Origin of the sequence: Streptomyces camelliae (genome assembly GCF_027625935.1) — a bacterium.
Classification (GTDB): Bacteria; Actinomycetota; Actinomycetes; order Streptomycetales; family Streptomycetaceae; genus Streptomyces; species Streptomyces camelliae.
In genome coordinates, this window is the sequence record NZ_CP115300.1 from 3,102,715 (window position 1) to 3,117,763 (window position 15,049).

The following is a 15,049-nucleotide window of genomic DNA, read 5'->3' on the forward strand; positions in this document are numbered from 1 at the left end:
AGCACATCAAGCCCGCGCAGCCACACCCGTCAACGCAGTCACCACGGGATCCAGCGCCTGATGTATCTCGTCCCCCACCGAACGGAAGAACGTCAGCGGAGCCCCGTACGGGTCGTACACCTCGTCCGCCTCCACCGTCGGGGCCAGAAGCCACCCGCGTAGAGCGGCGGCCGCACGGACCAGCGCGCGAGCCCGCAGCACCACGCCGTCCTCCAGCGGGGGCAGGGTCGCGGGGTCTATGGCGCGGACCAGGCGGGTGAACTCCTTCAGGGTGAAGGTGCGCAGGCCCGCCGAGTGGCCCATGGAAATCACCTGGGCGCGGTGGTCGCGGGTGGCGGTCAGGACCAGGTCCGCCATGATGACGTGCTCGTCAAGAAGCTCCCGGCCGAAAAAGCCGGAGGCATCCGCGCCGAACTCGGCCAGGACCGTCTCCGCGTTGGTCTCCATCGGCGCGCCCTCGTGGCCCCAGGTGCCCGCGCTCTCCACGATCAGCCCGCCGCCGAGCACACCGAGCCGCTCCGCGACGAAATGGCGGGTCAGCCGCTCGGTGATGGGCGAGCGGCACACGTTGCCGGTGCTGACGTGGAGGATGCGGAAGGTGTCGCGCGGAAAGCCGAAGGTCGTCGTCTCTTCGGCGATGCGCTCGACACGCTCCCCGATGCCTATGCCACGCCCCGCCTCAGGGGCCGTCAATTCGCCACCTCAAGGTCAGGTACGACCTTCCGCAGCTCCTCCGCCGAGATCGCGCCCTCGCGCAGCAGCACGGGCACGTCACGGGTGACGTCCACGATGGACGACGGCACGATGCCGGGGGTCGGGCCGCCGTCGAGGTAGACGGAGACGGAGTCGCCGAGCATCTCCTGGGCGGCGTCGCAGTCCTCCGGCGCCGGGTGCCCGGTGAGGTTCGCCGAGGACACCGCCATCGGGCCGACCTCGGTGAGCAGTTCGAGCGCGACGGGGTGGAGGGGCATCCGGACGGCCACCGTGCCGCGCGTGTCGCCCAGGTCCCACTGGAGGGACGGCTGGTGCTTGGCGACCAGCGTCAGGGCGCCCGGCCAGAACGCGTCGACCAGCTCCCAGGCCAGTTCGGAGAAGTCCGTGACCAGGCCGTGCAGGGTGTTCGGGGAGCCGATGAGGACAGGGCTGGGCATGTTGCGGCCCCGGCCCTTGGCCTCCAGCAGGTCACCGACGGCCTCCGAGGAGAAGGCGTCGGCGCCGATGCCGTACACCGTGTCGGTCGGCAGCACCACCAGCTCGCCCCGGCGGATGGCGGACGCGGCCTCACGCAGACCCGTCGCGCGGTCGGTCGCGTCGTTGGTGTCGTATCGCCGTGCCATCTAGCGGGCCTCCTCGTACACGAAGTACACGAAATGCGGGACTTCAGAAATCACTGCCGTCGGGGTGGTCACGGCAACGCCTTGCGGGCGGTCGCGAACCGGGGGCGGTTGTTGAGGTCGGGGTGGTCGGCCGCGTCGGCCCAGCCCCGCTCCTCGGTGAAGATCCACGGCACCTGGCCGCCCTGGGTGTCGGCGTGCTCGATCACGACGACCCCGCCCGGGCGGAGCAGCCGGTGTGCGGTGCGCTCGATGCCACGGATCAGGTCGAGGCCGTCCTCACCGGAGAACAGGGCCAGCTCCGGGTCGTAGTCACGGGCCTCGGGGGCGACGTACTCCCACTCCGTGAGCGGGATGTACGGCGGGTTGGAGATCACCAGGTCGACCTGGCCGTCGAGGTCGGGGAAGGCGTCCAGGGCGTTCCCCTGCCGCAGGTCCACCCTCGACCCCGCCACGTTCTTGCGGGTCCACACCAGGGCGTCCTCGGACAGCTCCACGGCGTGCACCCGGGAGCGCGGCACCTCCTGGGCGAGGGCGAGCGCGATGGCGCCGGAGCCGGTGCACAGGTCGACGATGCACGGCTCGACGACGTCCATGGCGCGCACGGCGTCTATGGCCCACCCGACCACGGACTCGGTCTCCGGACGCGGCACGAACACCCCGGGGCCGACCTGGAGTTCCAGATACCGGAAGTAGGCCCGCCCGGTGATGTGCTGCAGCGGCTCGCGCTGCTCGCGCCGGGCGATGACCTCCCAGTACCGGGCGTCGAAGTCGGCGTCCTTCACGGAGTGCAGCTGGCCGCGCTTCACCCCGTGCACGAACGCGGCCAGCTCCTCCGCGTCGTTGCGCGGCGAGGGCACGCCGGCGTCGGCCAGCCGCTGGGTGGCCTGGGCCACCTCCGCGAGCAGCAGGTTCACGCGAGTCCTCCGTGTCGTACTGGGTGGTGCCTGGGTGCCTTTATGCAGCTGCCAGCTTCGCCGCCGAGTCGGCGTCGACGCAGGCCTGGATCACCGCGTCGAGGTCGCCGTCCAGGACCTGGTCCAGGTTGTACGCCTTGAAGCCGACGCGGTGGTCCGAGATGCGGTTCTCCGGGAAGTTGTAGGTGCGGATCTTCTCGGAGCGGTCGACGGTGCGGACCTGGCTGCGGCGGGCGTCGGCGGCCTCGCGCTCGGCCTCCTCCTGCGCCATGGCGAGCAGCCTGGAGCGCAGGATACGCAGCGCCTGCTCCTTGTTCTGCAGCTGGCTCTTCTCGTTCTGGCAGGAGGCCACGACCCCGGTCGGCAGGTGCGTGATGCGCACGGCGGAGTCGGTGGTGTTGACGGACTGGCCACCGGGACCGGAGGAGCGGTAGACGTCGATGCGGAGGTCGTTCGGGTTGATCTCCACGTCCACCTCCTCGGCCTCGGGCGTGACGAGGACACCGGCGGCGGAGGTGTGGATACGGCCCTGCGACTCGGTCGCCGGCACGCGCTGCACGCGGTGCACACCGCCCTCGTACTTCAGCCGGGCCCACACACCCTGGCCGGGCTCGGTGGCACCCTGGCCGCCCTTGGTCTTCACGGCGACCTGGACGTCCTTGTAGCCGCCCAGCTCGGACTCGGTGGCGTCGATGATCTCGGTCTTCCAGCCGACGCGCTCGGCGTAGCGCAGGTACATGCGCAGCAGGTCGCCGGCGAACAGCGCCGACTCGTCACCGCCGGCACCGGCCTTGATCTCCAGAATGACGTCCTTGTCGTCACTCGGGTCACGCGGGACGAGCAGCAGGCGGAGCTTCTCGGTCAGCTCCTCGCGCTGCCTCTCCAGGTCCTTGACCTCGGCGGCGAAGTCGGGGTCGTCGGCGGCCAGCTCGCGCGCGGTCTCGATGTCGTCGCCCGACTGCTTCCAGGAGCGGTACGTGGTGACGATCGGGGTCAGCTCGGCGTAGCGCTTGTTCAGCTTGCGCGCGTTCGCCTGGTCGGCGTGGACCGACGGGTCGGCGAGCTTCGTCTCCAGATCGGCGTGCTCGGTGACGAGCTCCTCGACGGCCTCGAACATCTTTCGGCTCCTGTACTGCGGTGAAGGGAAGGGCGGGCGACCAAAAACGCCGGTCCCGGGCACACCCCGGTCGGGGTGTGGCCGTGGACCGGCGAAATGGGGCTCGCTACTTCTTGGAGCCGGCAGCCTTGCCGAAGCGGGCCTCGAAGCGGGCCACACGGCCACCGGTGTCGAGGATCTTCTGCTTGCCCGTGTAGAACGGGTGGCACTCGGAGCAGACCTCGGCCCGGATGGTGCCGGACTCGATGGTGCTACGGGTGGTGAACGACGCGCCGCAGGTGCAGCTGACCTGCGTCTCGACGTACGCGGGGTGGATGTCGCGCTTCAAGGTGTCTCCTAGGTTTCGGGAGGGCGCCGGGTCGCCGCCGCGGGGTGCGGGAGCGTGAACCGGAGCCGACGTACCAGTCTGCCAGGACTGGGGCCATCCCCCAAAACCGGGGGCCGCTGTCGTCTATTCCCCGAGGGGCCTCAGCTGGTCACGACGCCCTTGGCCTCGCCCGCGGCCGTACCCGTCGTGGCCGACTTCGGGATCTGCTGGTCGTTCTTGAGGGCGTTCCACACCAGGTGGGCCTTGGCGGGTTCCATGATCACTCGGTTGGGATCGGCCGGGTCGTACTGGACCGGCATGGTGATCATGGTCATGTTCTTGGCGCCGATGCCCTTGAGGCCGTCCGCGAAGTCGGCGAGGGCGTTGACCGAGCCCAGGTCGGAGTCGGTGGTGACGGCCTTGGTGGCGGTGTCGGCCAGGTCGTACAGCTTCTTGGGGTTGCTGAACACGCCGACGTGCTCGACCTGGTTGATCAGGGCCTTGACGAAGGCCTGCTGGAGCTGGATGCGGCCCAGGTCGGAGCCGTCGCCGACGCCGTGCCGGGTGCGGACCAGACCGAGGGCCTGCTCGCCGTCGAGGGTGTGGGTGCCGGCCCGGAGGGTCAGGTGGCTCTGCGGGTCGTCGATGTTCCTGTTCGTGGTGACCGGGACGCCGCCGAGGTCGTCGATGAGCTTCTGGAAGCCCTGGAAGTCGACCTCCAGATAGTGGTCCATGCGGATGCCGGTGAGGGACTCGACGGTCTTCACGGCACAGGCCGCGCCGCCGGTGGAGTAGGCCTCGTTGAACATCACGCCGGTGGCCGCCGGGTGCGTCGTACCGCTCGTGTCCGTGCACGCGGGGCGGTCGACCAGGGTGTCCCGGGGGACGGAGACCACACTGGCCCTCTTGTGGCCCTCGTAGACGTGGACGATCATCGCCGTGTCCGAGCGGGCACTGCCGTCGTCGGTGCCGCCGCCGAGCTTCTTGTTGGAGCCGGAGCGGCTGTCCGAGCCGAGGACCAGGATGTTCTGGGAGCCGTTGTCGATCTTCGTGGGCCGGTCGGCGCCGAGGGCCTGGTTGATGTCGAGGCTGTGGATGTTGCCGTTGAGCTTGAAGTACACGTACCCCGCGCCGGTGCCGCCCAGGACGACCACGCCCGCCGCGGTCCAGGCCGCGACACGCAGCGCCTTGCGGCCCCTGCCGGGGGCCTTGCGGCGGCGCCCCCGGCCTCGGCGGGGGGCTGATCCCGCCGGCTCGGGTATGACGGGCTCCGGGGTGCTCTCGGCGGACACATCGCTCCTAGGTCTCGTCGGTCGGTTACCCCCTGCTTTCAGGGTCGGGCGGTCGTCACCGCTCCATCGTCGCCCCGTACGGTCGGACGGAGAAACTCGGGAAAGAGTTGCACAACGCAAAGTGCCCATCGCGTACGGCGATGGGCACTCTGTGTAGTCGTTCCTGGTGGGCCACAACCGAGACCCTTGTGTCAGAGATCTCGGTTGTGACCTTTCCGACGCTCTTGCACCAGCCGCGGGTATTAGTCCCCGTTGCCCGGAGCGGGCGTCGTCTTCTGGATCTGCATCAGGAACTCGACGTTCGACTTGGTCTGCTTCATCTTGTCGAGGAGCAGCTCGATCGCCTGCTGCTGGTCCAGCGCGTGCAGCACCCGGCGCAGCTTCCAGACGATGCCCAGCTCCTCGGCGCCGAGCAGGATCTCTTCCTTACGCGTACCGGACGCGTCGACGTCCACCGCCGGGAAGATGCGCTTGTCGGCGAGCTTCCGGTCGAGCTTGAGCTCCATGTTGCCGGTGCCCTTGAACTCCTCGAAGATCACCTCGTCCATGCGGGACCCGGTGTCCACCAGGGCGGTGGCGAGGATGGTCAGCGAGCCGCCGTCCTCGATGTTGCGGGCCGCACCGAAGAAGCGCTTCGGCGGGTACAGGGCCGTCGAGTCGACACCACCGGACAGGATGCGGCCGGAGGCCGGCGCCGCCAGGTTGTAGGCGCGGCCCAGACGCGTGATGGAGTCCAGCAGGACGACCACGTCGTGACCCAGCTCCACGAGGCGCTTGGCGCGCTCGATGGCCAGCTCGGCGACCGTGGTGTGGTCCTCGGCCGGACGGTCGAAGGTCGAGGAGATGACCTCGCCCTTGACCGACCGCTGCATGTCGGTGACCTCTTCCGGACGCTCGTCGACGAGGACGACCATCAGGTGGCACTCGGGGTTGTTGTGCGTGATCGCGTTGGCGATCGCCTGCATGATCATGGTCTTGCCGGTCTTCGGCGGGGCCACGATCAGACCGCGCTGGCCCTTACCGATGGGCGAGACGAGGTCGATGATGCGGGTGGTGAGCACGCCCGGGTCCGTCTCCAGGCGGAGGCGGTCCTGCGGGTAGAGCGGGGTCAGCTTGTTGAACTCCGGGCGGCCACGGCCGTGTTCGGGCGCCATGCCGTTGACGGAGTCGAGGCGGACCAGCGCGTTGAACTTCTCGCGGCGCTCGCCCTCCTTCGGCTGGCGGACCGCACCGGTGACGTGGTCACCCTTGCGCAGACCGTTCTTGCGGACCTGGGCGAGGGAGACGTACACGTCGTTCGGACCCGGCAGGTAGCCGGAGGTCCGGATGAAGGCGTAGTTGTCGAGGATGTCCAGGATGCCCGCGACGGGGATCAGGACGTCGTCCTCGGCGAGCTGCGGCTCGTTCGCACCGAACTCGTCGCGGCCGCGGCGGCCACGGCGGTCGCGGTAGCGCCCGCGACGGCCCCGGCGACCGCCCTCGAAGTCGTCGTCGTCCTGCGGAGCGTTGTCCCGCTGGCGGTCCTGACGGCCGCCGCCCTGCTGCTGGCCGCCCTGCTGCTGGCGGTCCTGACGGCCGCCCTGGCCCTGCTGCTCGTCGCCCTTGCCGCGCCGGTCACGGTCGCGGCCGCGCTCGCGGCGGTCACGGCGGCCACGGCCCTCGCCGTCACCGGCGTCGCCCTGCGGCTGCTGGGCCGGGGCCTCGGTCCTGGCCTCGGCCTTCGCCTCGGCGGCGACCGTCTCGGCGCTGCTCGCGGCGGGGCTGCCGGCCTCGGCGGTGGCACGGCGGCGACGGCGCTCGGTGGGGGCGTCGTCGGTGGGGGCACCGCCCTGGTCGAGCGAAGTCGAGACCTTGGGGGACGGCTGGCCGGGGATCTCGATCTGCTGCTGGGCCACGGCCTTCTCGGCCGGAGCCTCGGCCTTCTTCTCGCCGTCGGCGGCCTCACCCGTACGGGCCTTGGAGGTGGCGCGGCGCTTGGGCTTGGTCTCGGTGGCGGCCTCGGCCTTGGGGGCGGCGCCCCCGGCGGCCTGCGCCTCCTTGATGACCTCGATCAGCTGGCTCTTGCGCATCCGCGCGGTGCCCCTGATGCCGAGGCCCGAGGCGACCTGCTGCAGCTCGGCCAGCACCATGCCCTCAAGGCCGGTACCGCGGCGCCGCCGGGAGCCGGCACCGGTGGCAGGCGCGGAGGCGTCCGTGGCGGGCGCGGCAGCGGTCTCCTCGACACGTGCGCCCATCAGATCGGTGGTGTCGCTCACGAAGGGTCCTTCCCTGGAGCGGACGTCGGCCTGTCTGGCTCGGCGACCGGTTGTGCTGTCCGGCTACGGTCCTGTCTTCTGTGAACCGCGCCGGGGCGGTGGTCCGCCAAAGCGGCGGAAGAGAATTTGCTGGTGACTGGCGCTTCCGCGAGCCGTGGCACCCAGTGTCACGTGGCGTGGTAGCACCGATTCCGAAGCGTGCCCGGCGGCCCGCTCAGTGCCCGCATACGACGTACTGCCCAGGTACGGCGCAAGGAACACGGAGTGGCGTGGGAGGCTCCCGGAAGAATGTCTGTCCCGGACGGGGACACGAGGCACCTCGCCATGGTGGGGTCGGGTGCAGACTTGAGGTTAACACTACCGGATCCAACAAACATTCCCCCTCTCCAAATCCGGCAACCGTGTGCGGTCAGTCGGCGCCGGAGCCGATGCCGGAGTCGGCACCGGAGGTCGCGAGCGGCAGCACGCTCGCGCCCTGCACGTCCAGGCTCAGCCGGTTGGCGGCCCAGTCGGTGCCCGCCAGGGCCTGCACCTTGTCGGCGGTGCCGGCGTCGGCGAGGGCCATGACGGTGGGCCCGGCGCCCGAGATGACGGCCGGGATGCCGTCGGCGCGCAGCCGCTCCACCAGCGCGGCGCTCTCCGGCATGGCCGGGGCGCGGTACTCCTGGTGGAGGCGGTCCTCGGTGGCCGGCAGCAGCAGCTCGGGGCGCCGGGTGAGGGCCTCGACGAGCAGGGCGGCGCGGCCCGCGTTGGCGGCGGCGTCCACGTGCGGCACGGTGCGCGGGAGCAGGCCGCGCGCGGTCTCGGTCAGGACCGGCTTTCCGGGCACGAAAACCACCGGAACGATGGAATCGTTCGGCTCCATCCTGATCGCCCGGGCGGCGCCGGCCTCCATCCAGGACAGGGTGAAACCGCCGAGCAGACAGGCGGCCACGTTGTCCGGGTGGCCCTCGATCTCGGTGGCCAGCTCCAGGAGGGCGGCGTCGTCGAGCCTGGCCTCGCCGCCTATGGTCACGGCGCGGGCGGCGACGATGCCGGCGCAGATGGCGGCGGAGGAGGAACCGAGCCCACGGCCGTGCGGGATGCGGTTGGCGCAGACGATCTCCAGGCCGCGGGGCTGTCCGCCCAGCAGGTCGAAGGCGGTGCGCAGGGAGCGGACGAGGAGGTGGCTCTCGTCGCGCGGGAGGGTCTCGCTGCCCTCACCCGCGATGTCGATGTGCAGCCCGGAGTCGGCCACCCGGACGACCACGTCGTCGTAGAGCCCCAGCGCGAGGCCGAGGGCGTCGAAGCCCGGCCCGAGATTGGCGCTGGTGGCGGGAACGCGCACCCGGACGGCGGCGGCGCGGAACGCTGGACCGGCCATCGCTCGTTGACTCTCCTTGAGCTGCGTGACTGTCGAAGACATTCGATGACATTCGATACGTGCGTGGAGACCCGCTGGCCGCGCAGACGGCGCGACGACACCCATATGCGCGGGCATATGCGAGGGGCGGGTTCGGTACAGCCTATCGAAGGAAGGTTCTGTGGCGACATAGGGCGCACAGGCGGCGCACGATGCGTGTCGTAAGCCCCCTGTGCACCCTGTCAGGGTTTCACCAGGATCTACGCGAGGCCGAGGCGCTCGGCGGCGGTGGCCGCGTCGACCGGGACGGTGACCGGCTGCGGGGCTCCGGCGACGGCCCAGTCGGGGTCCTTCAGGCCGTTTCCGGTGACGGTGCAGACGATGGTCTGCCCCGGGTCGACCTTGCCCTGCTCGGCGGCCTTCAGCAGACCGGCCACGGAGGCGGCGGAGGCGGGCTCCACGAAGACGCCCTCCTGTGCGGCCAACAGCCGGTAGGCGCGCAGGATTTCACGGTCCGTCACCTCGTCGATGACACCGCCGGACTCGTCGCGGGCCGCCAGTGCGTACTGCCACGAAGCCGGGTTGCCGATACGGATGGCGGTGGCGATGGTCGAGGGATCCTTGACCACCTCTCCACGGACGATCGGAGCACTTCCCGAGGCCTGGAAACCCCACATTCGAGGGGTCTTCGCGGCGATGCCGTCGGCGGCGTACTCCCTGTAGCCCTTCCAGTAGGCCGTGATGTTGCCCGCGTTGCCGACCGGGAGGACGTGGATGTCGGGCGCGTCGCCGAGCATGTCCACGATCTCGAAGGCGGCCGTCTTCTGACCCTCGATCCGCACCGGGTTGACCGAATTGACCAGCGCCACCGGGTAGTTCTCGCTCAGCTCGCGAGCGAGCGTGAGGCAGTCGTCGAAGTTGCCGTCGACCTGGAGGATCTTCGCGCCGTGCACGAGGGCCTGGCCCATCTTGCCGAGGGCGATCTTGCCCTGCGGCACGAGCACGGCCGAGACCATGCCCGCGCGCACCGCGTAGGCGGCGGCGGAGGCGGACGTGTTGCCCGTGGAGGCACAGATGACGGCCTTGGCCCCGTCCTCCTTGGCCTTGCTGATGGCCATGGTCATGCCGCGGTCCTTGAAGGAGCCGGTGGGGTTGGCCCCCTCGACCTTCAGGTGGACCGCACAGCCCGTGCGCTCGGAGAGCACCTGCGCGGGCACGAGCGGCGTGCCGCCCTCGCGGAGCGTCACGACCGGCGTGGTGTCGGAGACCGGCAGCCGGTCCCGGTACTCCTCGATGATTCCGCGCCACTGGTGGGTCATTGCTGGTTACTCTCCTTCAACCCGCATGATGCTGGCGACACCCCGCACGGTGTCGAGCTTGCGCAGCGCCTCGACGGTCCCGGACAGGGAGGCGTCGGACGCCCGGTGGGTGACGACGACGAGGGAGGCCTCGCCGTCCTTGCCCTGCTGGCGCACCGTGTCGATCGACACGCCGTGCTCGGCGAAGACGGTGGCGACCTGGGCGAGCACACCCGGTTTGTCCGCGACGTCGAGGCTGATGTGGTAGCGCGTGACGACCTCGCCCATGGGCGAGACCGGCAGGGCGGCGTACGCCGACTCACCGGGCCCCGTTGCGCCGTTGAGCCGGTTGCGGCAGACGGCGACGAGGTCGCCGAGCACGGCGGAGGCGGTGGGCGAACCGCCCGCGCCGGGGCCGTAGAACATGAGCTGGCCGGCGGCGTCGCTCTCCACGAACACGGCGTTGTACGCGCCGCGCACGGAGGCGAGCGGATGGCTCAGCGGAATCATGGCGGGGTGCACGCGCGCGGTGACGGAGCCGCCGTCCGCCGCCCGCTCACAGATGGCGAGCAGCTTGATGGTGCAGCCCATCTCCTTCGCCGAGCGGAAGTCGGCGGCGGTGACCTCGGTCATGCCCTCGCGGTAGACGTCGTCGAGGCGCACGCGCGTGTGGAAGGCGATCCCGGCGAGGATGGCGGCCTTGGCGGCGGCGTCGAACCCCTCGACGTCGGCGGTCGGGTCGGCCTCCGCGTACCCGAGCGCGGTGGCCTCGTCGAGCGCCTCCTGGTACCCGGCGCCCGTGGAGTCCATCTTGTCGAGGATGAAGTTGGTCGTCCCGTTGACGATCCCCAGCACCCGGTTGACCTTGTCGCCGGCGAGGGACTCGCGCAGCGGGCGGATCAGCGGGATGGCACCGGCGACGGCGGCCTCGTAGTACAGGTCGCGGCCGTGCTCCTCGGCGGCGGCGTGCAGGGCGGCGCCGTCCTGGGCGAGCAGCGCCTTGTTGGCGGAGACGACGGAGGCGCCGTGCTCGAAGGCGGTGGTGATGAGGGTCCGAGCGGGCTCGATCCCCCCGATGACCTCGACCACCACATCGATGTCCCCCCGTTTGACGAGGGCGGTGGCGTCGGTGGTGACGAGGTCCGCGGGAATGCCCTCGCGCACCTTGCTCGGTCGCCGTACGGCGACCCCGGCGAGCTCCACCGGGGCGCCGATCCTCTGGGCGAGGTCGTCGGCGTGCGTCGTCATGATGCGCGCCACCTCTGAGCCGACAACCCCACAGCCCAGCAGCGCCACCTTCAGCGGACGCGTACGCATCATCCGACCTCGTTTCCTCTTACCGTCTACGGTTGGACCAGTCTCACTCACCGGACGGGAGTTTCTACCCTTGGTCCGGATCGTGAGACATGAATTTCATTTGTACGGGGCTGGGCGACAGGAGATCTTCCAGCCCCGTTCGGCGGGTTACGGCTACCCGACGTCGAGACGCAGGAGGTCCTCCTCCGTCTCACGCCGGACGATCACCCGGGCGTCGCCGTCCTTCACGGCGACGACGGGCGGCCGCAGCACATGGTTGTAGTTGCTGGCCATGGACCGGCAGTACGCGCCCGTGGCCGGTACGGCGATGAGATCCCCCGGCGCCAGGTCGGCGGGCAGGAACGCGTCCTTGACCACGATGTCCCCGCTCTCGCAGTGCTTGCCGACCACGCGGGCGAGCATGGGCTCGGCGTCGGAGGTGCGGGACACGAGGGCGACGCTGTACTCGGCGTCGTACAGCGCGGTCCGGATGTTGTCGGACATGCCGCCGTCGACGGACACATAGGTCCGCAGTCCGTCGAGCGGCTTGACCGTGCCGACCTCGTAGAGCGTGAAGGCGGTGGGACCCACGATGGCGCGCCCGGGCTCGACGGAGATCCGGGGGGTCCGCAGCCGGGCCGCGTCGCACTCCCGGGTGACGATCTCGGTCAGCGACTTGGCGATCTCGTGCGGCTCACGCGGATCGTCGTCGCTGGTGTAGGCGATGCCGAGCCCGCCCCCGAGATCGATCTCGGGCAGCTCGACCCCGTGCTCGTCACGAATGTCCTTGAGCAGCCCGACGACGCGATGAGCGGCGACCTCGAAGCCGGACATGTCGAAGATCTGCGACCCGATGTGGGAGTGGATGCCGATCAGTTCGAGCCCGTCGAGCTGCAGCGCCCGCCGCACGGCTTCAGCAGCCTGCCCCCCGGCCAGCGGGATCCCGAACTTCTGGTCCTCGTGGGCGGTGGCGATGAACTCATGCGTGTGCGCCTCGACGCCGACGGTGATCCGGATCTGGACCTTCTGCCGCTTGCCGAGGGACTGCGCGATGTGGGCGACCCGCACGATCTCCTGGAAGGAGTCGAGCACGATCCGCCCGACACCGGCCTCTATGGCGCGGCGGATCTCGTCCTTGGACTTGTTGTTGCCGTGGAAGGCGATGCGCTCGGCGGGCATCCCGGCGGACAGAGCGGTGGCCAGCTCGCCCCCGGAGCAGACGTCCAGATTCAGCCCCTCCTGCTCCAGCCACCGGACGACGGCACGGGAGAGGAACGCCTTGCCGGCGTAGAACACATCGGCGTCGGGCCCGAAGGCACCGCGCCAGGCACGCGCGCGGGCCCGGAAGTCGGCCTCGTCGAGGATGTAGGCGGGCGTGCCGAACTGCTCGGCGAGCCGGTTGACGTCGACACCGCCGACGGTGACGACCCCGTCGGCGTCCCGCGTGACGGTCTGGGCCCAGACCTTGGGGTCGAGGACGTTGAGATCGGCGGGCGGCGCGGAGTAGTGCCCCTCGGACAGGACGTCGGCGTGACGGGGCCCGGCGGGGTGGGCGGAACGGCTCATGACGGTGACTCTCAGACTCTCTGTCTCTCTCCGGGGCGCACTGCTGGTGGGCCCTAGAGGTGTTCGGGTGCGTCGATGCCGAGCAGGGACAGGCCACCGGCCAGCACCGTCCCGGCGGCTTCGGCGAGGGCGAGCCGGGCGCGGTGGGCGGCCGAGGGTTTCTCCTCGCCACAGGGCAGCACGGAGGGCAGAAAGGCCAGCACGGCATCGGCGACGGTGACGAGATGCCGGGCAAGCCGGTCCGGGGCACGGTGGGTGGCGGCCGCGGCGAGGATACGGGGGTGGTCGGCGAGGGGGGTGAGGAGGGCGGGGACGGGGGTGGTGCGGGGAGCGGTTGTGGGGGTGGTTGTGGGGGTGGCGCTGTTGACGGGGGTGAGCGAGCTGGAGCCGGCAGCGAGCGGACCGGAACCGGGGACGACCGGACCGCGGCCGGCGGTGCCGGGCCCGGAGTCGGCGGTGATGGGGCCGGAGTCGGCAGCGACCGGACCGGAACCGGAGGCGGCTCGACCTGAACCGGCAGCGATCGGACGGGAACCAGGAATGACCGGGCCTGGACCTGCGGCGATCGGGCCGGGCTCGGCGGTGAAGCCCAGGCGAGCGGCGTTGCGGCTGACGGAGCGGACGCGCGCGTGGGCGTACCGCACCCGGAACAGCGGATTGCCCTCCCGCTGGACGAGGTGATCGGCGGTGATCCGGGGCCGGTCGTGCGGGGCGGGGTGGAGCAGGGCCCACTGGGCGGCGTCGGGTCCGAGCGGGGCGGGGTCCTCCGGGGCGGGCACGGGCCGCAGATTGACGGGCTCGGCGTGCTCGACGGTGGCCCGCCCGCCCTGGGCGGCCACGAGCCGTACGACGGCGTCGGCGACGACCTCGGCCCGGACCTCGTACGGCACCCGCAGTTCGACGACCTGCCCGGCGAGGGCGTCCCCGTGCCCGTAGGCGGCGCCGCGGGCACGGATCTCCATGACGACGGTGGTGACGAGGTCGGCCTGTGCCTGCTCGGCGAGGGTGATGTTGAGGAATCCGGGGCCGGTGACGACAACCTCACGGATGCCGTCGGCGTCGGCGAGCCGGGGCACCAGGATCTCGGCGACCCGCCGCGGCGGCTGTCCGGCCGGCCGGGCGAGCTGAAGGGCGATGGTGGTGGCGTAGTCCCCACACCCCCCGGGCCCCGGCTCGGTCACCACGGCCCGCTCGGGCACGGTCACACGCAGCTCCCCGTCATCGACAGCACGACGCACCGCATGCAGCACGGTGCGGGACAACTCGACGGGGGTCACGGGACAAGCGTAGGGGAGGAAGGGGGTGGGTAGGCGAAGGGGTTCTCACTGTGGGACGGGCGGCGGGTGCGTGGAGTTCCCGCCGCGGGAGAGCCGCACTCGGCCACCGCAGGAGAGCCGCGCTCAGCCACCGCACAAGAGCCGCGCTCAGCCACCGCAGGGAAGCTGCACTCGGCCACCGCACAGGAGCCGCTCGCTAGCCGCCGTAGGAGAGCCGGTCGGAAACACCATCGGCATAGCCGCCGCCGGCTCCGCCGCAGTCCCCTTCTCCCTCCCCGTCCCCACCGTCCCCGTCATCTCCATGCCCACCCTGGCCACCACTCCGACGCCCCTCGCTCCCTTCTCCCTCGTGCCCGTCCGAGCGCTGGATGAGCCGCTTGACGAGCCGGACCAGTTCGGCCGGCTCGAAAGGCTTGGCGAGGAAGGCGTCCACGCCGACGTCGAGGCCGCTCTCGACCTCGTACTGGGTGCACGCGCTGATGATGGCGAGGGGCAGATGGTGCGTACGGGGATCGGCGCGGAGCCGGGCGGCGGTGCGCAGGCCGTCCAGCCGGGGCATGACGACATCGAGCGTCACGACGTCGGGCCGCACCTGATGCACCATGTCCAGGCACTCGGCACCGTCGGCCGCGGTCACGACCTCAAGCCCTTCCAGTTCGAGGTTGACCCTGATCAGCTGCCGGATGACCTTGTTGTCGTCCACAACAAGCACCCGACCCGAGGCGCCTGGCACACGTCGAGAGTAGGTCCGGCCCCGCCACCGCGTCCGGGTTTTCCCCACTTCTGCCCCGTACAGGGGACCCGTTCCACCGCACCCCGAACGACCGCCCCACCCCACCCCGGGAAATCAGGTTCCTGATCATCCCGCCGGACCTGCTAATGTTCTACCCGTCGCCGCGAGCAACAGCTCAAGCCGCCGACACGCCCCCGTAGCTCAGGGGATAGAGCAACGGCCTCCGGAGCCGTGTGCGCAGGTTCGAATCCTGCCGGGGGCACTCGCCAGTCAGCCAGCAAGAATCAAGCTCTGACCAGCGCGAATGCCGACTTG

13 protein-coding genes and 1 tRNA gene are annotated in these 15,049 nt (G+C 70.7%); 1 reads left to right on the forward strand and 13 read right to left on the reverse strand.

Annotated elements, in window-relative coordinates:
• Nucleotides 1-6: 6 nt before the first annotated feature.
• The 13 genes from O1G22_RS13940 to O1G22_RS14000 form a co-directional block, all read right to left on the reverse strand.
• Entirely contained in the window at nucleotides 7-693 is a 687-nt protein-coding gene (locus O1G22_RS13940; protein WP_270081649.1) for an arsenate reductase/protein-tyrosine-phosphatase family protein, read from the reverse strand.
• Complete coding sequence (locus O1G22_RS13945) at nucleotides 690-1,337, reverse strand: L-threonylcarbamoyladenylate synthase (protein WP_270081650.1); 648 nt, start codon at nucleotides 1,335-1,337, stop codon at nucleotides 690-692. Before O1G22_RS13945 ends, O1G22_RS13940 begins: the two co-directional genes overlap by 4 nt.
• A gap of 68 nt (nucleotides 1,338-1,405) precedes the next feature.
• Nucleotides 1,406-2,251, reverse strand: a complete 846-nt coding sequence (gene prmC, locus O1G22_RS13950) for a peptide chain release factor N(5)-glutamine methyltransferase (protein WP_270081651.1) — start codon at nucleotides 2,249-2,251, stop codon at nucleotides 1,406-1,408.
• A 40-nt stretch (nucleotides 2,252-2,291) separates the two neighbouring features.
• Entirely contained in the window at nucleotides 2,292-3,368 is a 1,077-nt protein-coding gene (gene prfA / locus O1G22_RS13955) for a peptide chain release factor 1 (RefSeq protein WP_270081652.1), read from the reverse strand.
• A 106-nt stretch (nucleotides 3,369-3,474) separates the two neighbouring features.
• On the reverse strand, nucleotides 3,475-3,696 hold the full coding sequence (rpmE, locus tag O1G22_RS13960) for a 50S ribosomal protein L31 (RefSeq protein WP_030740744.1): 222 nt from the start codon (nucleotides 3,694-3,696) through the stop codon (nucleotides 3,475-3,477).
• Between the two features lie 140 nt (nucleotides 3,697-3,836).
• The gene (locus O1G22_RS13965) at nucleotides 3,837-4,967 is read right to left on the reverse strand and encodes an LCP family protein (protein WP_270081653.1); all 1,131 of its coding nucleotides are present in this window, start codon (nucleotides 4,965-4,967) and stop codon (nucleotides 3,837-3,839) included.
• Nucleotides 4,968-5,209: 242 nt separating this feature from the next.
• A complete protein-coding gene (gene rho, locus O1G22_RS13970) occupies nucleotides 5,210-7,222 on the reverse strand; it encodes a transcription termination factor Rho (RefSeq protein WP_270081654.1) in 2,013 nt (670 codons plus the stop codon).
• Between the two features lie 409 nt (nucleotides 7,223-7,631).
• Complete coding sequence (thrB, locus tag O1G22_RS13975; RefSeq protein WP_270081655.1) at nucleotides 7,632-8,585, reverse strand: homoserine kinase; 954 nt, start codon at nucleotides 8,583-8,585, stop codon at nucleotides 7,632-7,634.
• 239 nt (nucleotides 8,586-8,824) lie between these two features.
• Nucleotides 8,825-9,883 (reverse strand): threonine synthase, encoded by a 1,059-nt coding sequence (gene thrC, locus O1G22_RS13980; RefSeq protein WP_270081656.1) that lies wholly within the window; start codon nucleotides 9,881-9,883, stop codon nucleotides 8,825-8,827.
• Nucleotides 9,884-9,889: 6 nt separating this feature from the next.
• Nucleotides 9,890-11,182, reverse strand: coding sequence for a homoserine dehydrogenase (locus tag O1G22_RS13985; protein WP_270081657.1), 1,293 nt, complete (start codon nucleotides 11,180-11,182; stop codon nucleotides 9,890-9,892).
• Between the two features lie 150 nt (nucleotides 11,183-11,332).
• Entirely contained in the window at nucleotides 11,333-12,724 is a 1,392-nt protein-coding gene (gene lysA, locus O1G22_RS13990; RefSeq protein WP_270081658.1) for a diaminopimelate decarboxylase, read from the reverse strand.
• A 53-nt stretch (nucleotides 12,725-12,777) separates the two neighbouring features.
• Nucleotides 12,778-14,001 carry an ArgS-related anticodon-binding protein NrtL gene (gene nrtL, locus O1G22_RS13995; RefSeq protein WP_270081659.1) on the reverse strand — a complete coding sequence of 408 codons (1,224 nt, stop codon included), beginning with the start codon at nucleotides 13,999-14,001 and terminating at the stop codon, nucleotides 12,778-12,780.
• 196 nt (nucleotides 14,002-14,197) lie between these two features.
• On the reverse strand, nucleotides 14,198-14,782 hold the full coding sequence (locus O1G22_RS14000) for a response regulator (protein ID WP_270081660.1): 585 nt from the start codon (nucleotides 14,780-14,782) through the stop codon (nucleotides 14,198-14,200).
• A 142-nt stretch (nucleotides 14,783-14,924) separates the two neighbouring features.
• Here O1G22_RS14000 and O1G22_RS14005 point away from each other — a divergent pair.
• Nucleotides 14,925-14,996: transfer RNA gene (locus tag O1G22_RS14005), tRNA-Arg, on the forward strand.
• Nucleotides 14,997-15,049: the final 53 nt, after the last annotated feature.

Bases quoted from the DNA above. Each gene is read 5' to 3' on its own strand.
- O1G22_RS13945 (WP_270081650.1), bottom strand. From the start codon at position 1,337: ATGGCACGGCGATACGACACCAACGACGCGACCGACCGCGCGACGGGT.
- prfA (WP_270081652.1), bottom strand. From the start codon at position 3,368: ATGTTCGAGGCCGTCGAGGAGCTCGTCACCGAGCACGCCGATCTGGAG.
- thrB (WP_270081655.1), bottom strand. From the start codon at position 8,585: ATGGCCGGTCCAGCGTTCCGCGCCGCCGCCGTCCGGGTGCGCGTTCCC.
- thrC (WP_270081656.1), bottom strand. From the start codon at position 9,883: ATGACCCACCAGTGGCGCGGAATCATCGAGGAGTACCGGGACCGGCTG.
- O1G22_RS13985 (WP_270081657.1), bottom strand. From the start codon at position 11,182: ATGATGCGTACGCGTCCGCTGAAGGTGGCGCTGCTGGGCTGTGGGGTT.
- lysA (WP_270081658.1), bottom strand. From the start codon at position 12,724: ATGAGCCGTTCCGCCCACCCCGCCGGGCCCCGTCACGCCGACGTCCTG.